The sequence below is a fragment of the Halobacillus aidingensis genome (assembly GCF_900104185.1).
Lineage (GTDB): Bacteria > Bacillota > Bacilli > Bacillales > Halobacillaceae > Halobacillus > Halobacillus aidingensis.
In genome coordinates this window covers 15300-38958 of the sequence record NZ_FNIZ01000012.1, presented here as the reverse complement: position 1 = coordinate 38958, position 23659 = coordinate 15300, and the positions used below count along the sequence as shown (strand labels likewise).

At 46.6% G+C, this 23659-nt stretch carries 23 protein-coding genes, 1 riboswitch and 1 other annotated feature; of the genes, 7 read left to right on the top strand and 16 right to left on the bottom strand.

Going from position 1 to position 23659, the window contains the following annotated elements; all coding sequences use genetic code 11:
- Position 1: 1 nt before the first annotated feature.
- The 9 genes from metC to BLS23_RS12360 all read right to left on the bottom strand — a co-directional run bounded on the left by metC (position 2) and on the right by BLS23_RS12360 (position 9562).
- Positions 2–1180 (bottom strand): cystathionine beta-lyase, encoded by a 1179-nt coding sequence (gene metC / locus BLS23_RS12400; RefSeq protein ID WP_089652869.1) that lies wholly within the window; start codon positions 1178–1180, stop codon positions 2–4.
- Entirely contained in the window at positions 1177–2295 is a 1119-nt protein-coding gene (locus BLS23_RS12395) for a methionine biosynthesis PLP-dependent protein (protein ID WP_089652868.1), read from the bottom strand. Before BLS23_RS12395 ends, metC begins: the two co-directional genes overlap by 4 nt.
- Before the next feature lie 690 nt (positions 2296–2985).
- A riboswitch (SAM riboswitch) is annotated at positions 2986–3096 on the bottom strand.
- Between the two features lie 126 nt (positions 3097–3222).
- Positions 3223–3612 (bottom strand): hypothetical protein, encoded by a 390-nt coding sequence (locus BLS23_RS12390; protein ID WP_089652867.1) that lies wholly within the window; start codon positions 3610–3612, stop codon positions 3223–3225.
- A 55-nt stretch (positions 3613–3667) separates the two neighbouring features.
- Positions 3668–4000, bottom strand: coding sequence for a hypothetical protein (locus BLS23_RS12385; protein ID WP_089652866.1), 333 nt, complete (start codon positions 3998–4000; stop codon positions 3668–3670).
- An 83-nt stretch (positions 4001–4083) separates the two neighbouring features.
- A complete protein-coding gene (locus tag BLS23_RS12380; protein ID WP_089652865.1) occupies positions 4084–4530 on the bottom strand; it encodes a DUF4385 domain-containing protein in 447 nt (148 codons plus the stop codon).
- The gene (gene glsA, locus BLS23_RS12375; RefSeq protein ID WP_089652864.1) at positions 4520–5488 is read right to left on the bottom strand and encodes a glutaminase A; all 969 of its coding nucleotides are present in this window, start codon (positions 5486–5488) and stop codon (positions 4520–4522) included. Before glsA ends, BLS23_RS12380 begins: the two co-directional genes overlap by 11 nt.
- An 841-nt stretch (positions 5489–6329) precedes the next feature.
- Positions 6330–7355, bottom strand: a complete 1026-nt coding sequence (locus tag BLS23_RS12370; RefSeq protein ID WP_089652863.1) for a cytochrome d ubiquinol oxidase subunit II — start codon at positions 7353–7355, stop codon at positions 6330–6332.
- 32 nt (positions 7356–7387) lie between these two features.
- Entirely contained in the window at positions 7388–8719 is a 1332-nt protein-coding gene (locus BLS23_RS12365) for a cytochrome ubiquinol oxidase subunit I (protein WP_089652862.1), read from the bottom strand.
- Positions 8720–8785: 66 nt separating this feature from the next.
- Positions 8786–9562, bottom strand: coding sequence for a class I SAM-dependent methyltransferase (locus tag BLS23_RS12360; RefSeq protein ID WP_089652861.1), 777 nt, complete (start codon positions 9560–9562; stop codon positions 8786–8788).
- 818 nt (positions 9563–10380) lie between these two features.
- Positions 10381–10608, top strand: a binding site (T-box leader).
- 97 nt (positions 10609–10705) lie between these two features.
- On the opposite strand from BLS23_RS12360, the gene ileS reads away from it, so the two are divergent.
- Positions 10706–13795, top strand: coding sequence for an isoleucine--tRNA ligase (gene ileS / locus BLS23_RS12355; protein WP_089652860.1), 3090 nt, complete (start codon positions 10706–10708; stop codon positions 13793–13795).
- 125 nt (positions 13796–13920) lie between these two features.
- Positions 13921–14535, top strand: coding sequence for a PH domain-containing protein (locus BLS23_RS12350; protein WP_089652859.1), 615 nt, complete (start codon positions 13921–13923; stop codon positions 14533–14535).
- A 41-nt stretch (positions 14536–14576) separates the two neighbouring features.
- Here the strand turns inward: BLS23_RS12350 and BLS23_RS12345 are convergent, their stop codons facing one another.
- The 5 genes from BLS23_RS12345 to nadB all read right to left on the bottom strand — a co-directional run bounded on the left by BLS23_RS12345 (position 14577) and on the right by nadB (position 19045).
- The gene (locus BLS23_RS12345; RefSeq protein WP_089652858.1) at positions 14577–15056 is read right to left on the bottom strand and encodes a hypothetical protein; all 480 of its coding nucleotides are present in this window, start codon (positions 15054–15056) and stop codon (positions 14577–14579) included.
- 119 nt (positions 15057–15175) lie between these two features.
- Complete coding sequence (locus BLS23_RS12340; RefSeq protein ID WP_089652857.1) at positions 15176–15358, bottom strand: H-type small acid-soluble spore protein; 183 nt, start codon at positions 15356–15358, stop codon at positions 15176–15178.
- Between the two features lie 192 nt (positions 15359–15550).
- On the bottom strand, positions 15551–16651 hold the full coding sequence (nadA, locus tag BLS23_RS12335; protein WP_089652856.1) for a quinolinate synthase NadA: 1101 nt from the start codon (positions 16649–16651) through the stop codon (positions 15551–15553).
- Positions 16648–17499, bottom strand: coding sequence for a carboxylating nicotinate-nucleotide diphosphorylase (gene nadC / locus BLS23_RS12330; RefSeq protein WP_089652855.1), 852 nt, complete (start codon positions 17497–17499; stop codon positions 16648–16650). Before nadC ends, nadA begins: the two co-directional genes overlap by 4 nt.
- A complete protein-coding gene (gene nadB, locus BLS23_RS12325; protein WP_167356083.1) occupies positions 17480–19045 on the bottom strand; it encodes an L-aspartate oxidase in 1566 nt (521 codons plus the stop codon). Before nadB ends, nadC begins: the two co-directional genes overlap by 20 nt.
- A gap of 97 nt (positions 19046–19142) precedes the next feature.
- Between nadB and BLS23_RS12320 the strand changes: the two genes are divergently transcribed.
- Together BLS23_RS12320 and mscL are read left to right on the top strand one after the other, a co-directional pair.
- The gene (locus BLS23_RS12320; protein WP_089652854.1) at positions 19143–20258 is read left to right on the top strand and encodes an IscS subfamily cysteine desulfurase; all 1116 of its coding nucleotides are present in this window, start codon (positions 19143–19145) and stop codon (positions 20256–20258) included.
- 213 nt (positions 20259–20471) lie between these two features.
- Positions 20472–20963, top strand: coding sequence for a large conductance mechanosensitive channel protein MscL (mscL, locus tag BLS23_RS12315; protein ID WP_089652853.1), 492 nt, complete (start codon positions 20472–20474; stop codon positions 20961–20963).
- 43 nt (positions 20964–21006) lie between these two features.
- On the opposite strand, the gene BLS23_RS21775 is transcribed toward mscL, so the two are convergent.
- Complete coding sequence (locus BLS23_RS21775) at positions 21007–21153, bottom strand: hypothetical protein (RefSeq protein ID WP_167356082.1); 147 nt, start codon at positions 21151–21153, stop codon at positions 21007–21009.
- Positions 21154–21253: 100 nt separating this feature from the next.
- Entirely contained in the window at positions 21254–21535 is a 282-nt protein-coding gene (locus BLS23_RS12310) for a hypothetical protein (RefSeq protein WP_089652852.1), read from the bottom strand.
- Between the two features lie 109 nt (positions 21536–21644).
- Between BLS23_RS12310 and BLS23_RS12305 the strand changes: the two genes are divergently transcribed.
- The 3 genes from BLS23_RS12305 to BLS23_RS12295 all read left to right on the top strand — a co-directional run bounded on the left by BLS23_RS12305 (position 21645) and on the right by BLS23_RS12295 (position 23631).
- Positions 21645–21878, top strand: a complete 234-nt coding sequence (locus BLS23_RS12305) for a hypothetical protein (protein ID WP_089652851.1) — start codon at positions 21645–21647, stop codon at positions 21876–21878.
- Positions 21875–22327: a GNAT family N-acetyltransferase gene (locus tag BLS23_RS12300; protein ID WP_089652850.1), complete on the top strand. Its 453-nt coding sequence runs from the start codon at positions 21875–21877 to the stop codon at positions 22325–22327. Before BLS23_RS12305 ends, BLS23_RS12300 begins: the two co-directional genes overlap by 4 nt.
- Positions 22328–22440: 113 nt before the next feature.
- Positions 22441–23631 carry an MFS transporter gene (locus tag BLS23_RS12295; RefSeq protein WP_089652939.1) on the top strand — a complete coding sequence of 397 codons (1191 nt, stop codon included), beginning with the start codon at positions 22441–22443 and terminating at the stop codon, positions 23629–23631.
- Positions 23632–23659 lie beyond the last annotated feature (28 nt).

Below are 23659 nucleotides of genomic sequence, written 5' to 3'. Positions count from 1 at the left end.
TTCAACCTCCTGTTTGTAAGAATGCTTCGGATTCGGTTTTTCCTAATGCCTGATGAAAATCTTTGATTAAGTCGTCCGGATTTTCAAGGCCGACCGATAAGCGTAGCAATCCATCTGTGATGCCGCGCTTTTCGCGCTCTTCTTTTGGCATGGAGGCATGAGACATGCGGGCGGGGTAGGACAGGATCGATTCTACTGCTCCGAGACTCACGGCATACACAGGGAGTTCCACATGTTTCGTAAACTGTCTTACCGCTTCTTCATCTCGTAAACGGAAGGACAATACCGCTCCGGATCCCTGTGCCTGGTACGTTTGCGTCGAGCTTCCCGGATGAAAACGGAAGCCCGGATAGTAGACCTGCTCCACGAGTGGATGAGCGCTTAAATTTTCTGCGATCTTGACCGCAGAAGCTGAAGATTGCGTCATTCGGCAATGCAGGGTTTTCAAGCCGCGAAGCACGAGCCAACAATCGTGTGCGCCGAGAATGGATCCGAATGAATTTTGTAAAAATCCCAGCTGCTCTGCGAGTTTTTCATCTTTGGTAGCGGCAAGACCTGCGACCACATCGCTGTGACCGGCGATAAATTTCGTCGCACTGTGCAGGACAAGGTCCGCACCAAGTTCGAGCGGACGCTGAAGGGCAGGTGTCATGAACGTGTTATCGACAAAAGTCCAACAATCGTTCGCTTTCGCTAACTTTGCTACAGCACGAATATCTGTAATTTCAAGCGTCGGATTGGAAGGTGTCTCGATATATAAAAGTTTCGTATTCGGCTGGATCGCAGTTGCTACCGCATGGAGGTCCGTCATATCAACAAATGTGTGATCGATTCCAAATCTGACGAGAACATCGTGAATCATACGAAAAGTCCCCCCGTAAACATCCTGGGTGATAACCACATGGTCGCCTTTGGATAAAAGCATGAAGGCCGTAGAAATCGCAGCCATTCCAGAGGCGAAAGCAAAGCCGTGAGTTCCACTCTCCAGTCCCGCAATGGTATCTTCCAGTGCTTTTCGGGTGGGGTTACCGGAGCGGCTGTAATCATAGACCCCTGGATTGTCGAAATCCTGTTGATGGAAGGTGGATGCCTGTTGGATCGGAACACTAACGGCTCCTGTGTGCGGATCGAATTTATAGTCACTGTGCAACAACCGGGTCTGCAAAGAATGATCGGTCATCGTATAGATTCCTCCTTTGGTAGTTGGGTGAGGGTATAGTCAAGATCTTGAATCAAGTCATCGATATGTTCGACACCGACAGAGAAACGGAGCAGGCGGTTACAGACCCCGTAGCTGATCCTGGTTTCTTCAGGAATATCGGCGTGAGTCTGGGTCGCGGGGTAGGTGATAAAGCTCTCCACACCCCCGAGGCTCTCGGCAAAACTGATCAAGTTCAAGTTCCGCAAGAATGGATCGACCCAATCTTCGGATTGTAGTCTGAACGAAACCATGCCGCCTTTGCCCGGGTAAAATATATCCGCCACGTGCGGGTGGTCCTCCAAGAAGGCAACCACAGATTTTGCATTCGCTTCATGCTGGCGCATCCGAAGGGGGAGGGTCTTCATCCCGCGCATCACAAGCCATGAATCGAAAGGAGAGAGAACAGCTCCGGATGTATTTTGATGAAAAGCAAGCTTCTCACTTACGGCTTTTCCTTTACTCACAAGGATGCCGGCAAGAACATCATTATGTCCGGCCAAATATTTCGTAGCACTATGGATGACTACATCTGCGCCCTCGGCAATCGGCTGTTGCAACACCGGAGTGTACAGCGTGTTATCGACAAGCAGCAGAAGGTCGTGTGCTTTCGCGATCGTTGAAATTTGTTTGATGTCTGCCGTATGCATCAGTGGATTCGTAGGCGTTTCCACATAGATGGCTTTCGTCCGTTCGTTGATGTAGTCATGGATTCGATCAAGGTTGTTGCTGTCACAGTAATGAAAGCGGAGGTCGTAGCGCTCTTCCATGTGTTCAAACAAGCGGAACGTCCCGCCGTATAAGTCTTCAGAGACGATGATTTCATCGCCTTTTTTAAAAAGGGATAGGGCGGTTTGGATAGCAGCCATCCCGGAGCTGAACGCAAATCCTGCATCACCACCTTCGATATCAGCGATCGATGACTCCAAAATCTGACGTGTGGGGTTACCGGTTCGCGTATAATCGAACCCAGTTGACTCCCCTAAACCAGGGTGGCGGTATGGGGTGGAAAAATAAACAGGAGGGTTGATCGCCCCTGTAGGTTCACTCCGCTGGTTTCCGGTCTGAACGAATTTCGTATCCGTATGCGGACACATAACAACACATCCTTTGTAAATTAATGGTTTAAATAAAATCCTTTACCAATCCCGCATAAGCGCCCTTTTCTTTAAAACTTAGTTTCGAAATGTTTGTTGGAATTTAGGGGCTCCGGGAAAAGATTCGCTTTCCATGGGGCGGGCGGTGAGCCTCCTCGAGCTTCGCTCTTTGGTGTCTGTACCTGTCCCACACGTCCCATAGGAGTCTCACCGTTTCCCTCCGCCCCTTTACAATATAAGTGTCTCGAAACTACTGCCGGAATAAGAAGCTATAGCGTAAAGAAAGTTGGTGGATTCAACTTTCAACATTGGCAGTTATTTGTTTTTTCACTGTTATAGAGCACTTTTCAACAATAGAGCAATGTTTACGGAGAACGCTCCACTCGGGCTTGTGGGTTCGTTTATCCCATGTATCGAATGGGGTTGTTGGGAAGCTGCGAGACTCCCGTGGGAGAAGGAGACAGGCGAGATCCCGCAGGACGTAGTCCGAGGAAGCTCGGCGCTCCCCCACAGGAAAGCGAGTTGCTTCCCAGCCACCCCTGACGCTCAACAAAGCAACGAACCCGTGCACATCTCGAAATCAAGTCTTCAAGAATCCTGCCATATTCTTTAATAACGAATCAGCAACATCTAAAATGAAAATAAAAAAAGCCTTCTTGAAGAAGAAGACTTTTGTGGGTACGGTTCTTCTTCTTATCTTCCAAGTTGGTAAAACAACTTGCTGGAGTTAGCACCTTTCTGGTCAAACCAGTGGTTGCTGAGGCTTCGTCGGGCCAGTCCCTCTGCCTCTCTTGATAAGAGATTCAATTGTATTTTTTTCTAATTGCTGATTACTCTACACTACTCAGAATGTTTTGACAATATGCTGGAAGAATTTTGTGGAAATTTTTTTGGATTGAGAAAAAAGCCTCCTTTTGAAAAGCAGGCTTAGATGGATGGATTCTGTACTCCAGCTTCGATGTAGCAGCGGACAAGCTGCCATTCTCCATCCCGTTTTTCGAACGTATCAAAAAAGAGGTTGGATGTCCCCAGGATTTCTCCGTTTAACCGGATCGAAACCCAGAAGGCGGCAAGCTGTGTGTTTTCATTGAGTTGGGTCACAGAATGGTCGGTGTAGATCCAGTCCATATTTTGATCTTTGAAATGTTCGAAAGCTTGATGCCATCCTTCAATCGACTCTTCATAAGAATAATCGACCAATTCGCCGTGGCGGATCTCTCTTGCTTCGAGGTTTCGAGATGTCACTTTTTTTAAGTAAACCAAATCATGTTGGCTGGCTCTACGTTTGTACTCTTCATAAAAGGTTTGAAAATCCAAGTCTATTCCTCCTCTATACAGAATGGTTCAACAGAGAAGGTGGAAATCCTGTCAATTAATGACAGATTCCTAAATTGTAGAGAACCGTTTTGACTTGTAGAGCCAGCGTACCGATCCAGAGCAAATGTGTGACTGCATTCATCCCGTACCAGGTTGTCTTTTTCTTCATTTGCCCGCGTTTTATATATAGGAAGGCCACCAAGGGAATGGTCAGGACGGTAAAAATAGCCGTCAAGCCGAGAAGTCCTTGGTAGTCGCGAATCCAGATGAAGTCATTGAAGAGGGGGATGATAATCGTTGGGGTGTAAATGACAGATAGGAAATAAACCCCGAAGGACCAAGAGATCATCATGAACAGCAGGTTAATTAGAAGTGGGTATGTTTTCACGCGTACACCTCTCGTATTATTAATCCGATTTGTTTACTCGGGTTAATGATATCCTACGTTCAACCAACAAAATTGTCAACGTTTTATCCGTATTCTTTTTGATGGGCTTTCTTTTTCTTCAAATATTCTTCGTCTTCCCTAGCCAGAATCCATTTCTTTTCGAAAATCTTTGCGGATTCTGCTTTCTCCTGGTTGATGTCACGATCATTCACCTCACCGTTATCGTCGTACTTCTCCCCACCCTTATAATTAGCGTATCTTCGCGAACGGGTGTAGCCCATCTGCAGGAACTTCCGCGCCATATCCATACCCACAAAGTCATCCGCGTCTTTATAGTCGAGGAACATTTGATAGATTTTTTCTGATGATTCCCTAGCGATCTCAGGTGTCTTGAAGCGCCAGTGGGGCAGGATTTCACTTTTGTAAGGTTCTACGAGCAATACGCCTTGTTCTCCGCGTCCAACCCGGTACTTCTCGGGATTTTTGCGAAAATCAGTGTTATCAAAATCGAGGTCATAATCAAACGCCATCTTCATACTTCCTTTCTGTGTTCTCAACACCGAACATGTTGAGTTCAAGATCCTGGGAGAGCTTTTTGATCAAGGCGCCTCCGGCCGTACTGTTCCCTTTTTCATCGATGGCTGGGCCTACGACGCCGATCCCCATCCGACCAGGTGATGAACCGATGATGCTTCCAGATACCCCGCTTTTACAAGGGAAACCGGCTTCTACTGCATAATGACCGGATGAATTATACATCCCTGAGGTCATCATGATCGCTTTCACCGTGCGTAAGTGGTGGGAGGGGATGAGCTTTTCTCCTGTTTCAAGGTCCAGCCCTCCTTTGGCTAAAAACAGACCAACACGGGCGAAATCGTGGCAGCACATCATGACGGAATTCATCCGGAAGTAAAGATCGAGCGCTTCTTCCACATCAGTAACCAATGTCCCGGTACTTTGCATGAAGTAGGCGAGGGATCGGTTCCGTGCACCGTTCGCCTTTTCAGCTTCGTACACTTCCTCACTCATTTCAAGCTGTTCATTATTCGTCACCTTACGTAAAAAATCCATATAGCGGTTGAAGCGTTTATCGACGGTTTGTCCTTTGATCAAAGCAGAAACAGCGATGGCTCCAGCATTGATCATTGGGTTGAAAGGTTTACTCGTATCGTAAGACTCCAACTGGCTGATTGAATTGAAAAAGTCCCCCATCGGTTCCATGCCAACCGTTTGGAACACACGCTCTTTTCCGAAATCCTGTAAAGCGAGCATAAGGCCGATGATTTTCGAGGTGCTCTGCATCGGAATATATTTGTCATTATCACCGGCTGAAAAGCACTCCCCGTCTGTGGTGATAATGGTCACTCCGAGGTAATCTTTGATCGTTTCGTCGTATTCAGGAAGGCTCATGTTCACATTCCCGGATGAAGCGAATGGACGGCTGTCTTGTATGGCTTCTTCGAGATAATCGTTCGTCAATTCCTGCATAGCTGATCTCCTTTCTTCATATAAGCTCCCTATTATCACTCAGTTTCGAGACTTTTGTGCGCGTTAAGGGCTGCGGGAAAAGGTTCGCTTTCCATGGGGCGGGCGCTGAGCTTCCTCAGGCTACGCCTTCCGGGGTCTCAGCTGTCCCGCACACCCTCTTAGTTATCCGGTTCCTGCGTCTAGCGGCTAGTGAGACTTCCCTCGCTTCTGTATGATAAGTCAACATCGAATCGCTACGCTCTTCGTGTTTCCTTTATCTCCGCCAGCTCAGTCCAGTCCATACGCCGCTGACCAAGGCGCCTCCACACTTAAAAATAGGAGTCTCACCGTTTCCCTCCGCCCTTTTCCCTAATTAGTGTCTCGAAACCACTTCTTGAATAAGTAGCAATTCAGCTTGATGGGAGCATAAGAATAAAACTTCCGCCCAGGTGTTTGAATCCTGAAAGCTTGATACAGAGCGCTTTATACCTCTAACGGTGGGATAGTGGAAGTCAATCCAACTTGGTAAAGGGGGTCGTTTCTCACATACATCGAATGGGGTGGTTGGGAAGCTGCGAGACTCCCGCGGGAATGGATTGACTGGCGAGACCCCGCAGAGCTTTAGCTCGAGGAGGCTTGCCGTCATCCCCGCAGGAAAGCGAGTGGCTTCCCAACCACCCCTGACGCTCAACATGGCAAACGAATCCCGAAACATCTCGAAACTGATTCTTCCACAATCCTGACATATTGTTGTATATAGAGAGCCTTGTAATATGTACCTTTTTTTAAAACAGGATAAACAATAGGTGTGCTCGAATTAAAAGCATAAAAAACGGCACCCATGAGAGGGTGCCGTTATGTGTTATTCCTGTTTCAAGTAGCGGCGGTCTTTGAGGAAGAGGCGCCAGAAAAGGAAGAAGGCTGGGATAAGAATACCGAATCCGACAGCGTAGACGATCAGCATCTGATAGAACGTATCAGGATTTGTAAACCCTTCTGCAATGGTGATATCCGGATAAATCAAGTAAGGTAAGTGCGCGGCTCCGTAGGCATAAATCGCGACAGCATATTGTAAGCCAACCATGATAACAGCAGGACGTGCCAGTCCGCGTCGGCCGTCTTTTTTTCTGATGAAGAGAAATGCATAACCGATGATAAAGAACAGAAGGGACAAACCGAATGCTACCCAGTGTTCCTGGATGTTATCGACGATCCACGAAGCCTCTCCAGGGAATGTGCCGATTGTCAGCATTGCAATAGCGATACTTACAGGTCCAAGCCACAGGGAATGTTTGCGGAATGTGTCATAGGCGTTCCAGTCTTCCGCTTCCTTAGCATAGTCCATCAGGAAAATGGCGGAGATGAAAAGTTCGGTCGATAAACCGAATAAGATGTGCATGTACAAGGTCGGGTGGGTGAGCAATTCTCCGTACTGCAGGCGCGGATAGTCATTTTCAAAACTGACGAAACCGCCTAAAGTAATCGGTAGAATACTGACGAGAAGTGCCGGAATGATCAATCCTGTAAAACCGGAAGTCAACCGGAGCAAGTCTTTGTATCGATCGGCGTGATGCTGGAAAACCATGAACGTTGTCCGAATCGTCAAAAGGAGAACCCCGAGTCCGACAGGGACGAGCAGTACATTACTTAGCAGGGTCGTAGCGAACGGAAAAAAGGTGACGACAGATACGACGAAAATGACGAGAAAGACGTTGGTCACTTCCCATGTGGGAGAAAGAAAACGGTTGGCGATTTGGGAGGCGCTTTTCTCTTCATTCTTTCCGTAAATCATGCCCCAGAAGCCGGCGCCGAAGTCGAGAGACCCGAGGATGGAATAGACGAAAAGCAAGCTCCACAAAATCGTTATCGCTAATGTTGATGCTTCCATAGGTTGTACGTCCTTTCTGGGATGATGTTTTCTTATGCTTCCCGTGCATCCAAATCTTTACGGACCGGGTTCCGCTTGAAGTAGTATCGCATGACAAAACCGGTTACAAAGAGCAACGTGATGTAAAGAGTCATGAACAAGTAGAAAAGAAAACCGACACTGTTGGATTTGGTTGCCGCCTCATCTGTACGCAGTACTTCATTGATCGTCCATGGCTGGCGTCCGATACAGCTGAAACACCAGCCTGCTTCAATGGCAAGCATCGCGAGTGGTCCACTGACAACAAGCGTAGCGAGGAGCCAGCTTGGAAATTCTTTTTTCAGGACGTGTTTCCAGAACAAAGCGATGAACGCAATCAGAATGAGAACCGTGCCGATTCCGACCATGACATTGAAGAGGATGTGGACATAGAGCGGCGGCCATAATTCTTCGGGCCATTCATTGAGTCCCATCACTTCTGTATCCAATCGATCACCAGCAAGAAAGCTGAGTCCGTAGGGGATTTCTACCGCATATTTCACCCGTTGATCTTCAAGAGAAGTATAACCGCCGACGGATAATGGAGCGTAGCGCTGAGTTTCAAACAACCCTTCCGCAGCTGCCAATTTACGCGGGTTGTATTCATGAAGCATCTGAGCTGTTTCATGCCCGTTGATCGCTGTGGCAAGAGACATGAGAGCACCAAAGTAAAGGGCAATTGTTAGAGCCTTTTTATGGTAAGCACGTTCAGCTTTCGTAATTTTCCTTCTCATGAGCCTGAGAGCGGCAATCGATGCGACAAGAAAGGCAACCGTCATGTAAGCAGACAAAGTCACGTGAATGGCGGTGACTCCGAAACTTGGATTGAAAAAGGCGGCCCACGTATTTACATCTGTGACCTCACCATCTGGTGTGATGTTGAAACCTGCCGGCGTGTTCATCCATGCGTGAACATCAGTAATTAAGATTGCCGAGGCTGTCGCTCCAAGCGCGACGGAAATGATGCTGACAAGTCTCAATGTCGGCGGCAGACGGTCGGCCGCATACAAATAAATCGACATGAACACCGCTTCGATAAGAAAAGCGAAGATCTCCATTTGGAATGGGAGCGCGATGACTTGTCCGACGATTTCCATGAAGTCAGGGAATAAGAGTGAGATCATGACGCCGACAATTGTTCCCGAGGCAATCGAAACGGCCAATAAAATAGCGAAACCTTTCGTCCATCGTTTCGCCATCAATGCATAATCCGGGTCTTTTTTTATAAAGTGCAGGACTTCCGCGATGATGATCATGACAGGAAGTCCTACACCGATCGTTGCATAAATAATATGAAACCCAAGCGATGTTCCGAACAAAGCCCGGGCCATTACGACGATATCCATTGATCTCCACCTCACATGCAAATTCAATACCTCGCTTATTTTTCCAATGCCATGGTGGATTATTCGTCAGGAGGAATGTTTTTCTACGACTACCATATACTCATCAATCGCGAAAGATTGCACGCGCCCGTTTTCTTCTGTGATGGAAAAGTGGTGTTTAGCTTCAGCGGGAGCTTGTTTGAAAAATTCTTCTACAGCTTTTTGGTCTGCTTCATGGTCTAATGTACGTCGTACCCAGTCTGGAAAAGGCATGGCCTTTTTCCGGATCATTTGTTTCTTGATGGTCAAACGATTGTTGCGGAAAAGCTTCTCCCACTCACTGATTTTCAGAGCGCGGACGTGACTGTAATCTCTCATTTTTTCGAAGCGATTATAAAATTTATCCAGTTCGTCCTCTTCAGGTGCCACGTTATCAATCATTAGAAATTTGCCCCGTTCTTTTAATACACGTCCCACTTCCTCTATGAAATGGTGCGGGGAAGGGAAGTGGTGGGGAGCGATACGGCAAGTGACGAGATCGAAACTGTCGTCAAGAAAAGGGAGTTGCTCGGCATCAGCGACCACGTATTCAATATTTTGTTGAGAATTCAAGTGACGGGCGGTGTTTTGCAGCATGTCTTTTGTAAGGTCTGTGGCAAAAATAGTACCGCAATGAAGACTTAAGGCTTTCGCAACATGACCACCTCCCGTAGCGATATCCAGTGCTTTATCGGATGGGGAAGGTTTCAACCACTCGATAATTGCATCAAGGTCGGATTGTTTCTTATGTGTCGAGCTATCGACATAAGCCTGTTTGTTCTTCGAAAAAACTTCCTGTACGTGACGCTTCGCTTCATCTGACATCCATAACCCCTTCTTTCCTAATATTCCGCTTCTGTTAAATGTTGTTTGTGTTTTGCAGTTATTTAAGAATATGGCAGGATTCTTGAAGACTCGACTTCGAGACTTTTCGGGGTTCGTTTACCGTGTTGAGCGTTAGGGGTGGCTGGGAAGCTACTCGCTTTCCTGTGGGGGAGTGGCAAGCTTCCTCGGACTTCGTCCTGTGGGATCTCGCCTATCTCCTTTCTCCCACGGGAGTCTCGCAGCTTTCCAACCACCCCATTCCATGAAGGTGAGAAACGAACCCCTTTCCTGTGGGAGGGTGCCTTCCACTATCCTGGTGTTATAAGCATAAAGCACTCTATAACAAGCTTTTCGTATGCAGAATAGCGTGTTTAGGAGTTTATTCCCCTCCGATTACCATGGGTATAAAAGCAGCTTATTCCGGAAGTGGTTAAAGTGGTTTCGTGATACTTTTATGGCAAAAGGGCGGAGGGGAATGGGGAGACTCCTGCGGGAAAAAAGTGCTTGGTGAGACCCCACAGGACGCAGTCCGAGGAGGCTCACCGCGCTCCCGCGGAAAGCGAGCCATTCCCCGCAGCCCCGATCCACTCAACAAAAGTCTCGAAACTGAGTCTTCCACAATCGGGAGCTTATCTTCGATATTTAACAGGGCTTATGTTTATTTTAAGCAAAAGGGGTGATTTGTGATAATATGAGATTTTTATAGAAAGCGATAAGATAAAGTGAATACGTATAAGCTTTTGAAAAATGGGCGAGGATGAGGGTAAGAAAGCTTTGACATACAAAAGATTACATTGTAGGATATGGAGAAGATACGTATAGTTTCGTTGACGAGAAGAGTAGGCTTTTATTCCGATCTCAAGAGAGTCGCTGGCAGGTGTGAAGCGATGACGGGTGATAGCTGAAGATCATCTCTGAGAAGTTCTGCTGAAATGATACAGAGTAAGTGGAACCGGTGGACGGCCGTTATCCGTTATGTGAACCGAGAGCCGTGCACATCGTGTGCGGAATATGGGTGGTACCGCGGAATCAAATCCGTCCCTGTTTTTACAGCAGGGGCGGATTTTTATTTTGTTCCTGCCGTCATTGGAAGTTCGTAATCATTTTTCTATACAAAAAATCAGAGGGTAAGAGGTGGAAGAAATGCGCAGTGTCAATACGAAAGAAGCGGCTTTAGACCGCGAAAATCGTGTCAAAGATTACTGGAATAAAGAGAATGTCTTCCGTCGCTCTATGAACGAGCGCGAAGGTGCAGAAACATTTGTTTTTTATGAAGGACCGCCGACAGCCAATGGCCTTCCTCACGCTGGTCACGTGCTTGGCCGTGTCATCAAGGACTTTGTCGGACGTTACAAAACGATGCAGGGCTACCAAGTTCTCCGTAAGGGCGGCTGGGATACACACGGTTTGCCGGTAGAGCTTGAAGTCGAGAAGCAGCTTGGCATCTCCGGAAAACAGCAGATTGAAGAGTACGGAGTAGAGAAGTTCATCGAGAAATGTAAAGAAAGTGTCTTCAACTATGAAAAAGAATGGCGCGAATTTACGGAATCGATCGGTTACTGGCTGGATATGGATGATCCGTATGTGACGCTTCAGGACCGTTATATCGAAAGTGTCTGGTATATCTTGAGTGACCTTCATAAGCGTAACCTGCTTTCCAAAGGTCACCGTGTTACGCCATACTGCCCGAGTTGTCAGACGACACTAAGCTCACACGAAGTGGCGCAGGGATATGAAGACGTCAAAGATCTTTCTGCAACAGCGAAGTTCAAAGTGAAGGGTTCTGAAAATGAATTTTTCCTAGGCTGGACGACGACGCCTTGGACATTGCCTGCCAACGTAACACTAGCCGTTCATCCGGACCTTGACTACATCAAGGCGAAGAAAGATGGCGAAGTATATATCGTTGCGGAAGCTCTTGCTGAGAAGAACCTTGGAGAAGAGTACGAAGTCGTTTCCAAGCATAAAGGGAGCGAATTCAAAGATGTCGAATATCAACCACCGTTCCCGTTCGTGAAGCCTGAGCGTGGTCACTTTGTTGTCGAAGCAGACTTCGTCAATGCAGAGAGCGGTACAGGTGTCGTTCACATCGCACCGGCTTATGGTGAAGATGACTACAACCTGGTGAAGGAAAACAACTTGTCCTTCTTCAACGTCGTAGATGGTCAAGGCCGTTATACAGAGGATATCCCTCCATTTGAAGGTCGTTTTGTCAAAGATTGTGACGTCGACATCGTGAAATATCTTGCGAACGAAGGATTGCTTTTCCATAAAGAAAAATACGAGCACAGCTACCCGCATTGCTGGCGTTGTGATTCTCCGTTGCTTTACTACGCGATCGAGAGCTGGTTCATCAAGACAACAGAACTGAAAGATCAGTTCATCAAGAATAACCAGGAAGTCACATGGCACCCGAACCACATCAAAGATGGCCGTTTCGGTAATTTCCTTGAGAACATGGTTGACTGGAACATCGGTCGTAACCGTTTCTGGGGAACACCGCTCCCAATCTGGATGTGTGATTCTTGTGACCATCAGTACGCACCTCACAGCAAAGCGGATCTTCAAGAAAAAGCGATCGGCGATATTGGTGATGTCGAGCTTCACAAGCCTTATGTCGACCGTGTCCAGGTGACGTGTGAGAAGTGTAATGGCACGATGAACCGTGTACCAGAAGTCATCGACGTATGGTTCGACTCTGGTTCCATGCCGTTTGCCCAGCAGCACTATCCGTTTGAAAACAAAGATCAGTTCGAGAAGCAGTTCCCTGCGGACGTTATCTGTGAAGGAATTGACCAGACGCGTGGCTGGTTCTACAGCTTGCTGGCTGTTTCTACATTGTTCACGGGTAAAGCGCCATACAAGCGTGTCCTTTCCACAGGTCACATCCTTGATGAAGAAGGACGCAAAATGTCCAAGAGTAAAGGGAACGCCTTGAACCCGACAGACCTTGTAACGAAATTCGGTGCCGACGCCTTCCGTTGGGCGCTGCTTGCTGACAGTGCACCATGGAACAACAAGCGTTTCTCCGAACGTGTCGTTATCGAAGCGAAATCAAAAGTGATCGACACCCTTGTGAACACCCACGGTTTCTATACGTTGTATGCCAATATCGATGGCTACACATTCGATAAGAATGAAGAAGGCGAAAAGACACTGCTTGACCGCTGGGTTCTTTCCCGCCTGAACAGTGTGACCGGGGTCGTAGAAGAAGCGTTGAACGATTATGACTTCACGAAAGCTGCGAAAGCTCTTGAGAAGTATGTCGATGAAGTGAGTAACTGGTACATCCGTCGTTCCCGTGACCGTTTCTGGGAAGAAGGCATGACAGAGTCCAAGAAAGCGGCTTACCACACGCTTCATGAAGTGTTGGCACAGCTCAGTCAGCTGATGGCTCCTTACACACCGTTCCTAGCTGATGACATCTATCAAAACTTGACGGGTGAAAGTGTGCACTTGGCGTACTTCCCGAAAGTGGACGATACGGTTGTAAATACACAGCTTGAAAAAGATATGGATGCCGTACTGCAAGTCGTTGAGCTTGCTCGTGGTGTCCGTAATACGGAAACCATCAAGACGAAACAGCCACTATCAGAGCTTGTCGTCATCCCAGTCAACCCTGATCAAGGGAAAGCACTCGAAGAGTACAGCAGCATCATCCGTGATGAGATCAATGTTAAAGAAGTTGTCGTGAAGCAATCTTCTGATGATCTTGTCCGCTATGAAGTGAAGCTGAACTTCCGTGCGGCAGGACCTGTCCTAGGGAAAAACGTCGGCGTCGTGAAAGGGTACCTCGAGAAGCTTTCAGACGAAGAAGCAGCGAAAATCGTCCAGGACGAAAAAGTCGTTGTACCGACAGGAGACGGAGAAGTCGAAGTGACGATGGATCTGTTGAACGTAGAACGCGTCGCGGATGCTGGACTTTCTATGGGATCCAACCAGGACTTCCACGTTGTGCTTGATACGAACATTACTGAAGAGCTTCGTCTTGAAGGCCTCGCGCGTGAAGTGATCCGTGTCATCCAGGATGAACGTAAACAGCAGGATCTTCCAATCGATCTTCGTGTCGACATTGCTCTTGATGGAGACGCAGACGTAAAAGAAGCAATCCAGCAAAATGAACAGCTGATCCGTGAGAATGTTCTTGTGAATGATTTGACGGTCGGTGAAAAAGAAGCGATGAAAGAGTACACAGTCGGTGACCACCAGCTGAAACTAGCGCTTCAAAAATAAAGAAGAAAAGCCTGAGCATCTTGTGCTCAGGCTTTTCTTAGTTTATTGAGACTTCATAAAGAAGAAGGATTTGTAGTTGTTGTATAGAAATTAACAACGAATAGAATCATACAGGAGGTATAACCATGTTCAAGAAAATGGCAAGTGATGCATTAGGATTAAGTGACATTGGAAAGATCATCAGAAAAGAAGACTTTGATAAAGCCCAGTCCGATGATTTTGTATTGACGGAAGACGGGGAGAAAATTCATTTTCTAATTAAATCAAAAAGTGATGAATACTGCTTTACGAACCGTGCGCTCATCCACCTGGATGGTGAAAAAGCGACAAGCAGTAAACGCAACATCCACCGCTATGACTATTATCAGCATCCCATCCGAAAGGTCTCGGTGGAAACGGCGGGGACGATTGATTTGGACTTAGAAATCAAGTTCTACATCGGCGATCAGTATTTGAGCATCGACATCGCCAAGGATGAAGGGGAAGCGATTGCGGACTTGTATAAATCCCTAGTATCCATCTCTCAAATTCAGGAGGAAAATCAGCGGCAGGCGGCTTTTGCGAAAGACAGCATTGGAATGGCCCAGGATCTCATACATGACAACAGGTTTCATGAGAATGATATTTCGAAAGAGTTCAGTGAAGCGGCTGCTTTTGCTTATGATTGGTTTACACAAAAATACAAAGAGAATACCCGCAAAGACTTTGATGATGTGTTTGAGAAGTATATCCAGAATTAAAGAAAACCCGGATCATGCTAATGAGATGATCCGGGTTTTCTTTAATTCCCAGTTTCTCGGAACGCTTTTTCGGTAGCGACAAAGCTCAGCAAAGTGGAAAAATCTTTCCCTTGCTCTGATTGGCAGTTGCTCACATACACCATAGGCCCGCGTCGAGTCATGTATTCACAACTGAATGTGCCAGCAGGGGAGGACGGATAGGCACCATAATTATTGACGAACCGGATGGCCTCTCCATCGTAGGAAAAGGAGTTTTGATAATGGGAACCGTCAGGATTGAAGATGGAGACGTCAAGATCGTCCTCCGCTCCTTGTTCTACATTTTTAATGAAAGCGGTCATCTCTTTAATATTTTCGACCCCCAGTGCCCCATTTTTTATTTGATCAAATTGCTCCGATTGATGTTCAACAATAACATGTCCATCTTCTCTTGCATCTTCAACCGTGTAAGGTTCTTCTGTTTCCCCTTCAGAACAAGCGGCTACAATTAGTAAGCACAACAACCACAATAATTTCTTCATATAATCCTCCTGCCTATTATGTGATTTCACTCCCTTATATTTCCATTATCGTGCAAGTGAAGAAGGATGTACATACCTTAAAAAGAAAAGCCGCCTCAGTTTTGAGTGCGGCTTCTAACTTATTCGTGCTCTTTCAATTCGTATAACGGAACTTTTTGCACGATATTCGGCTGATCCGTCGGGTGAATACGCGCCATTTCGTTACGTTCAATAACCTCTTCGATGTAAATTTCACGATCTTCGTGCATAACCGGGATCATGTCTTCAGATTTGAATATTTCTTTTGCGCGTTCTTTGTTCATCTCAGCAACCCCTCCTTTTAAACGTAATATTCTCAAGAAAGGGGTGCAGTATTCTCCGTAAAAAACGTTAAGTCACTTTCACCAGGAGTCAGGGCACTATACCTGCGCGTTAAGTCACTTTTGAGAAAGATAGGGTACTTTCCCTCACCGTTAAGTCACTTTTCCAGTCCCTTAGGGCACTTTCATCCCTTATTACGCCCGCACCAACATCCGGTCCAATGCTTTTCGCGCATCAGAAGCAACGGAAGATTCCACTCGTATCACGTTCTGTGGCCGACCTTCTGCTAATGATTCAAGCGACCAGGCTAAGTGTGGAAGGTCGATCCGGTTCATCGTCAGACACGGACACATCCTTGGGTTCAACGAAATGATGTGCTGCTCTGGATGTTCCTGGATGATTCGGTTCACGAGGTTCATTTCGGTTCCAATGGCCCATTCACTTCCAGGCGGAGCGTTTTCGATCGCCTGGATGATGGCATTCGTTGATCCTGAGAGATCGGAAAGCTCCACGACTTCACGGCTGCATTCCGGGTGGACAATGATTTTCATGTTCGGGTGGTCCGTACGAACTTGTTCAACATTGGCGACCCTGAAGTTTTCATGAACGGAGCAGTGTCCTTTCCATAGAATCACTTTGACAGCTTCCAGAGGACCGTCATATAGGAGTTCTTCTACAATCGGGTCCCAGACCGCCATTTGATTGAGCGGGATGCCGAGGTCGTACGCGGTATTCCGTCCTAAATGCTGATCGGGAAGGAAAAGAATCCGTTCTTTTTGGGAAAACGCCCACTTCAGCATATCTGCGGCATTCGAAGAAGTGACGGTTGCTCCGCCATTCTTTCCTACGAAAGCTTTGATTGCCGCTGTGGAATTCACATAGGTGAGAGGCAGGATGGTATCATCGAAAAGCTCCATGAGGCGATCCCATGATTTCTCCGTCTGTTGGATATTCGCCATATCTGCCATCGAACATCCTGCACGCATGTCAGGAAGGTAGACATGCTGGTCCTCGCGCGTCAGTATGTCTGCTGTCTCTGCCATGAAATGGACGCCGCAAAAAACGATGGCTTCCGCTTCATGCTGGGACGCGGACAGCTGAGCGAGTTTCAAAGAATCTCCACGTGCATCGGCAAATTGGATGACTTCATCTTTTTGGTAATGGTGACCAGGTAAGAAGAGTTTCTCTCCCATTTCCCTCTTTACCTGAAGTACTTTCTGCTCAAGTTCTGTCGTTTCCATCGTCTTATACTGATCAGGCAGCGTATTCTTTTCAATTGTTTCAAAAAGGTTCATCGTACTTCCTCCTTTGTTGTGGCTACACGGGCGCTTATATCAAGGGCTCTGGCGGAATGGGTCAAAAATCCGAGGGAAATATAGTCAATTTCAAGACCGCGGTAATCAGGTAAGGTTTCGAGCGTGATTCCTCCGGATGCCTCTGTTGTGATCGAAGAAGGAACCAATGTGGCGAGGTGTTTGATTTCTGCGGGGGTCCGGTTATCGAACATAATGATATCGGCACCCGCTTCTACAGCCTCCACGACCTGGCTTTCCGTTTCTGTTTCCACTTCAATTTTGACGGTATGACCAATCGCTGCTTTCGCTCGGGCGATTGCTTCATAGACTGAACCAAAGAAAGCGATATGGTTATCCTTCAGCATGACGGCATCGTAAAGTCCGTAACGATGGTTGTAGCCGCCTCCAGTCCGAACAGCATACTTTTCAAAAGAGCGTAATCCAGGGGTGGTTTTACGTGTGTCACAAATTCTAATGTTTTTATCATTTAAGGCTTCAACGGCTTTTTTCGTCAGCGTTGCAATTCCGCTCATGCGTTGAATAAGGTTGAGGATGACGCGTTCTCCTTTTAATAGCTCACCTACAGGGCCATCGATGGTGGCGATCATTTCTCCTTCACTCATCCAATCACCGTCATGAATATAGAGTTCAACCTTAATGGTAGAGTCCAGCAGCTGGTAGCCATCAGTGATGACGTCTTCTCCGCAAAAAACACCCTCTGCTTTAGATGTGAAGGTCAGTCTGCCATGGTGATCTTTCGGGAATAAAAAGTCGGTACTGTAATCATGCTCACCAATATCCTCCGTGAAAAAGGCCTCTAACTGTTGTTTACGTCTCCACTGATTCATGGGGTTCCCTCATTTCTAATATTCTTTGTCTGATGATTTGTTTGTTTTGCCAGTCTAACTGTTCTTCAGGAAAATCGCTGCGGTAATGACCGCCGCGGCTTTCTTCGCGCTCCAGGGCGGATCGGGTGATCAACCAGCACGTTTGCAGCATGAACATTTTCTCCATTTGCTCGAATGTGAGCATACTTAAGTCATACTCTCTCCATTCAGAAGGTTGCACGAACGATTCCAACCACTGCAGATGGTTAACCAAATTTTGTTCATCCCTCACAATACCGACGTTTTCCATCATTCGCTCCTGGATGTCGGTTTTAGCGGGGAGGTGGAAAGGGAGGGAATTCCTTTTCTCGCTCGTTTCCTTTGATTGAAAGGAAAGGGCCGAACCATTTTGTAAATGTTTGGCCAGCCTTTTTCCATACACGAGTCCTTCAAGGAGTGAGTTGCTTGCCAGCCGGTTGGCTCCGTGCACACCCGTACAAGCGACTTCTCCGATCGCATACAAACCTTCAACCGTTGACCTTCCGACCATATCCGTCTTCACTCCACCCATAGAAAAATGGCAGCCAGGCGCTACTGGAATCCGTCCTTTATTCATATCCACACCGTACTCCAGGCATAGATTTGTGATATGAGGGAATCTATTTTGAAATCCGTCTACGCCTCTTATATCCAAATAGACGTTTTCACCGTTTTTCCTTTTTTGATAAATCGTTTGAGAAACCACATGCCTCGGGGCGAGGTCTCTCAGAGGATGGACGTTTTCCATGATTGGCGTTCCGTTTTTATCAACAAGAACCGCACCTTCACCGCGCACCGCTTCAGAGATCAACCCGACCGGTCTTTCTTGTATGTACAATAGGGTGGGATGGAACTGGATGAATTCCATGTCTGTAAGTTCCGCGCCTGCCTGATAGGCGAGTGCCATTCCATCGCCGGTTACAGAAGAATCGTTGGATGTGGATGCAAACAATTGTCCACATCCTCCTGTCGCAAGGACGGTATGGGGAGCATGGAATTCATGAATACCCGAGGCATCCTTGCTTTTTGCTCCAAAACAGCGACCTTCCTCATTTGTCATCAATTCAAATACATAATGGTTCTCAAAAATTTCAACATGCGGGGGGAGGGATTGCGTCAAGTAATCCATAAGAACTTTTCCTGTTTGATCTCCACCCCCGTGGATGATGCGGTTCTGTGTATGGGCGCCTTCTTTTCCAAGAGCAAGTTTTCCTTTTTCATCATAATCAAAGGCGCAACCATCCGTTTCCAGTTCCCTGATAATTTGAGGGGCTTCCTTAGTCATCATGAGCGTGGCTTGATGATTATTCATCGAACGCCCAGCGATGACTGAATCGACAAAGTGATAAAAGGGATGATCGCTGTCACCGATGGCTGCAGCAATTCCACCTTGAGCTAAACGAGAATTCCCGTGACCAAGCGAGGACTTTGTGATAAGAATCACATTTTTGCCCGAAGCAAGTTGTCGGGCGAGTTGTAAGGCCGCTACACCACTACCGATGATGATGATATCTGCGGTGCGTATCATGAATTCACTCTCCATAACTATACATGTGTATTTACACTTATATTTACATACTGTTAAACTATTGACAAGAGATTTGGTTTAAAAAGGAGAGAGAAATGTGGGGGGATATTTTGATTATGCGGCGACATGCCCAGTGGATGAGGATGTGATAGAGGCATACATCCATGCGACTCGTAACTATTTTGCCAACACGAAAAGCTTACATGATCCTGGAACAAAGGCTCATCAATTGCTTGAACATTGCCGTAATACAATGGCAGGACTGATGGGGGTCGAACAGGAAGGGGTTTATTTTACAAGCGGAGGCACGGAAAGTAATGAACTTGCGATCGATGGTCTTTTGAGAGCGGGGAAAGGGGAGCACATCATTACTACGGAGGCTGAGCATTCTTCTGTGCGGAACCTTATTCGCAGATACGAGAAAGAAGGTTATAAGGTGACAAGGGTGCCTCTGAATGAAGCAGGAATCATCAATGTGGAAGATATTGAAAGAGCAATTCAAGAAGATACTGTCCTCATGGCAATCCAGCACGTGAACCCCGATATCGGATCAGTACAGCCAATTCGGCATCTCTCTGAACTTTGCCACGCGCACGGCATTCTTTTTCACAGTGATTGTGTCCAGTCCTTTGGGAAAATGCCAGTGGAGGAAGTGGCTACTTACGTCGATAGTCTCTCGGTCAGTGCACACAAACTTTACGGACCGAAGGGAGTAGGAGCGGTTTATATTCGGCCGTCACTTTCGTTTCCACCAAAAACTCCGGGAGGCACGCATGAAGGGGGAGTCAGAGCGGGGACCGTCAACACACCGGGTATTGCGGGATTTACGGTTGCCGCTGAGAAAATGGTGAAAGAAAGGAAAAGTGTCGAGTCGAAGATTCTGGAACTGAAACAAACGTTTCTGAAAGCCGGAGAGTGGAATCTGATCGGAGACAAAGCGAGTGCTGTGCCGATTATTGGTCTGCTTTTACCTGAAATAGAAGGACAATGGGCCATGCTTGAAGGAAATCGACGAGGGTTTCATTTTTCCACGGGCAGTGCCTGCAGTACAGGTAATCACGAGCCGCCGGGTACATTGCTCGCGATGGGCTATGATGCTGAAGAGGCCAAGTCCTTCATCCGTCTTTCTTTCAGTCATCATCAGACCAGTGAACAGGTGGAGAAACTTGCCCTGTTTTTGAGTGGATTACGCAAGCCAACCGTGGTTCGGTAAATGCATTTAAGGACCTTCATGTACCTGGCACCGAGCTTTTGAATAAACGTCCCCGGTACACAATGTTTCCCATCCGTACCGGGTACCATCAGGAAGAAAACTGTACCTGGTACCAAAGAAAGGAAAAGTAGTGCCAGGTATGGAGGTCATTGTTCTGAATCATAGTTTGTCCTTTTCGCTCATAGGATGATGGGTGAGAGGAGGAGCTTGGTTTTGGGATTGTTGCATGAATTCAAACAGTTCACCGTCCGTGGAAGTGCTGTCGATATGGGAGTCGGGATGGTCCTGGGTGCCGCTTTCAGTGGATTTATTGATTCACTTGTGACTGATATTTTACTTCCGCCCGTGGGTGTTTTGTATACAAGAATGAACTTTGAGAATATGTTTCTAAGTCTGGATGGATCGGTTTACCCTTCGCTTGCAGCCGCTAAAGAAGCGGGAGCGGCTACCATCAATTATGGTCTTTTCGTTACAGCTTCTGTCCGTTTTATCATCATCTTGTTTGCGGTTTTTCTCGTCGTCCGCCAAATCAACCGCTGGAAAAAGCCTCATCAGCACCCTTTGCATGGGATGACGAAAAAGGAGTGCCCTTATTGCTGTATGCCGATTCCGACTCAGGCGATCATCTGCCCGAATTGTTCATCTTCACTTGAAACCAATCCCTCTCCGCGCCAGCAAGTGAAGACGAAATGGCGAATCAAATAAAAAAGGCGAATCCTAAAGAGGACCCGCCTTTTGCTTTCATGTATTATTCTGCGCTGTCTTCGCTCTCTGTGTCACTTTGTTCCTGCTCTTCTGTCTGTTCTTCTTCCATTTCACCGTCTTCTTCTCCACCACAAGCAGCAAGGGTCAAAACAGATACCAAACCTAACGCTAACACCCATTTCTTCAACATATAAAAGTCCCCTTTCCAAAGTGAGTTACGTATAAAAGATACCCGTCCTTTGTTAAGGGGAAGTGAATCTAGTGTAATTTTATGGTAATGAAATCAGCTGTTATTGTTCTTCATCATCCATGGCATCATCATCTTGACCATTGCCTTCGGTATCTGTGGAACTATCTCCTTCTGTACCTCCATCTTCTTCACCCATGTTATCCTCGGATTCTGTACCATCTTCACTCATATCACTCTCTGTATCATTCGAATTCTCCTCTGTGTCTTCCATTTCTTCCTGGTTTTCGTTCTGATCTTCTTCCATGTCCCCGCCGTCCTCTCCACCACAGCCGGCTAAAGTGAATACAGTGGCCATACCCAGTACCATTAACCAATTTTTCATTTTTCCAACTCCTTCCTATTTGTAACCCTTATCCCCGGGGATGACATCTATGAAACGAAAGTTTGAAACTTGAGACTATTGTCTTCGTATAAAAGACAGAGGTGATTTTGTGAAGAAATCTATCGTGTTCATTTTTACGTTGATTCTAAGCTATGGGCTCGTTTCTTGGGGAACAGGTTTGGTTCTGACCTCTCTTCATGACGCTGATCCGTGGATCGTAAATGGCGGGGAAGACCCTTCATTTTTTGTAAAAGCCATGCCTGCGCTTACGGTGGTTCTGCCTATCATTATGGCTATTTTCCTAACAGATAAATTTGGTCAAAGGAGGGGGATAAAGGAATGAAAATCATACGCTTGCAAGAGAGGTCCGATTTGATTGACCTTGCCATCGACGTTTTTTGGGAACAGTGGGGGAGTGAGGATAACTTCAAGCTGTATGAAGACTGCATCCGTCAATCATTGAAAAACGAAGAGGAGCTCCCATTGTTTTATATCCTGTTGAATGAGGACGAAATCATCGGCACGTATGCTCTGCTCAGAAATGATATGAACAGTCGCCAGGATCTTTGCCCATGGCTTGCGTGCCTTTATGTTCATCCGGATCATCGAGGGCGAAAGATTGGGAAACAGTTGCTCAGCCATGCGATTGAGGAAGCGAGCAGGATAGGTTACGATGATCTGCATCTGGCTACAGACCTTGAAGGATACTATGAAAAGTATGGATGGAAACAGGAAGGGGAAGCCTTTGGCATATCTGGTGAGTCCATAAAAGTTTACATAAAAGCGACGTGAGTATATCCATATTTTTCTCATCGTGAATCCAGTGAAAAAGGGCATCCTACGTTTATGAATACGTAGGAGGAATTGCATTGGAAAACAAAGTAAGCCGTTGGTGCCTGGTTAGTATGGCTTCGATTCCCCTTGTGATGACGCTCGGAAATTCAATGCTGATTCCAGTATTGCCGATTTTCGAAAAAAAGGTAGGCATCACATCTTTTCAATCAAGCACAATCATCACCAGCTACTCCATAGCGGCCATTATCCTTATTCCTGTTGCCGGCTACTTATCCGATCGTTTCGGCAGAAAGTTAATCATCCTTCCGAGTTTAGTCCTGGCTTTCATTGGAGGGCTGGTAGCCGGTTTTTCTTCATGGAAATTAGAAGACCCCTTTCTCTGGATTACAATTGGACGAATCCTGCAGGGGATGGGCGCAGCCGGGGCGACCCCGATCATTCTACCTCTCGTCGGAGATTTATATAAAGACGATGATGAAAAAGCGAGCTCATGCCTTGGCATCATTGAAACATCAAATACATTCGGAAAAGTACTCAGTCCAATCCTGGGTTCTCTCTTTGCTGTGTTCTTATGGTTTTTGCCGTTTTTTTCTATCTCTTTTTTTAGTTTGATCTCCATTGTTCTCGTTTTCTTTTTTATAAAAGTTCCTAAAGGTAAAAAGGAAGAACCGCAGCCGTTCAAGCAATTTCTGAAAAAGACGAAAAAGATTTTCAAACAAGAAGGGAAATGGCTGTATACGGTTTTTCTATTAGGGGCTTATGCGATGCTGGTTTTGTTTGCGGTGTTGTTCTTTATGTCCGACATCTTAGAGAAGACTCATAACATCGAAGGGGTGAAAAAAGGATTCGTTCTTGCCATCCCGCTGTTCACGTTATGTGTGGCGGCCTTTGTGACCGGTAAGAAAATCAAAGGAGATACGACCGTCATGAAATGGGTACTTGTCATTGCATTGATCATGATGTCGGCAAGCGTTATTTTTGTCGGTTATGTCAATGAGAAGTTGTTTCTGCTTCTAGTCGTGACGAGCATATTAGGGACGGCAATCGGTGGAATGCTCCCGACCCTTGATGCGCTCATTACAGAAGGGATTGAAAAAGAAGAGCGTGGAACGATTACATCGTTTTACAGCTCCTCAAGATTCATAGGTGTAGCCGCAGGTCCTCCGTTGATGTCGCTGCTTATGAAAGAATATTTGAATATCAGTTATATCGCTAGCGGTGCCTTAGGTGGACTTCTCCTATTGATTGTTCTCATATTGATTAAGCCGGAAAAAAGCGGGGATCAAACCAAGACCGCATGAAAAAAGCGCCTTCCATCAGATGGAAGGC

Bases quoted from the DNA above. Each gene is read 5' to 3' on its own strand.
- metC (WP_089652869.1), bottom strand. From the start codon at position 1,180: ATGACCGATCATTCTTTGCAGACCCGGTTGTTGCACAGTGACTATAAA.
- BLS23_RS12395 (WP_089652868.1), bottom strand. From the start codon at position 2,295: ATGTGTCCGCATACGGATACGAAATTCGTTCAGACCGGAAACCAGCGG.
- BLS23_RS12380 (WP_089652865.1), bottom strand. From the start codon at position 4,530: ATGGCGTTTGATTATGACCTCGATTTTGATAACACTGATTTTCGCAAA.
- glsA (WP_089652864.1), bottom strand. From the start codon at position 5,488: ATGCAGGAATTGACGAACGATTATCTCGAAGAAGCCATACAAGACAGC.
- BLS23_RS12370 (WP_089652863.1), bottom strand. From the start codon at position 7,355: ATGGAAGCATCAACATTAGCGATAACGATTTTGTGGAGCTTGCTTTTC.
- BLS23_RS12365 (WP_089652862.1), bottom strand. From the start codon at position 8,719: ATGGATATCGTCGTAATGGCCCGGGCTTTGTTCGGAACATCGCTTGGG.
- BLS23_RS12360 (WP_089652861.1), bottom strand. From the start codon at position 9,562: ATGTCAGATGAAGCGAAGCGTCACGTACAGGAAGTTTTTTCGAAGAAC.
- ileS (WP_089652860.1), top strand. From the start codon at position 10,706: ATGCGCAGTGTCAATACGAAAGAAGCGGCTTTAGACCGCGAAAATCGT.
- BLS23_RS12350 (WP_089652859.1), top strand. From the start codon at position 13,921: ATGTTCAAGAAAATGGCAAGTGATGCATTAGGATTAAGTGACATTGGA.
- BLS23_RS12345 (WP_089652858.1), bottom strand. From the start codon at position 15,056: ATGAAGAAATTATTGTGGTTGTTGTGCTTACTAATTGTAGCCGCTTGT.
- BLS23_RS12340 (WP_089652857.1), bottom strand. From the start codon at position 15,358: ATGAACAAAGAACGCGCAAAAGAAATATTCAAATCTGAAGACATGATC.
- nadA (WP_089652856.1), bottom strand. From the start codon at position 16,651: ATGAACCTTTTTGAAACAATTGAAAAGAATACGCTGCCTGATCAGTAT.
- nadC (WP_089652855.1), bottom strand. From the start codon at position 17,499: ATGAATCAGTGGAGACGTAAACAACAGTTAGAGGCCTTTTTCACGGAG.
- nadB (WP_167356083.1), bottom strand. From the start codon at position 19,045: ATGATACGCACCGCAGATATCATCATCATCGGTAGTGGTGTAGCGGCC.
- BLS23_RS21775 (WP_167356082.1), bottom strand. From the start codon at position 21,153: ATGTTGAAGAAATGGGTGTTAGCGTTAGGTTTGGTATCTGTTTTGACC.
- BLS23_RS12310 (WP_089652852.1), bottom strand. From the start codon at position 21,535: ATGAAAAATTGGTTAATGGTACTGGGTATGGCCACTGTATTCACTTTA.
- BLS23_RS12300 (WP_089652850.1), top strand. From the start codon at position 21,875: ATGAAAATCATACGCTTGCAAGAGAGGTCCGATTTGATTGACCTTGCC.
- BLS23_RS12295 (WP_089652939.1), top strand. From the start codon at position 22,441: ATGGCTTCGATTCCCCTTGTGATGACGCTCGGAAATTCAATGCTGATT.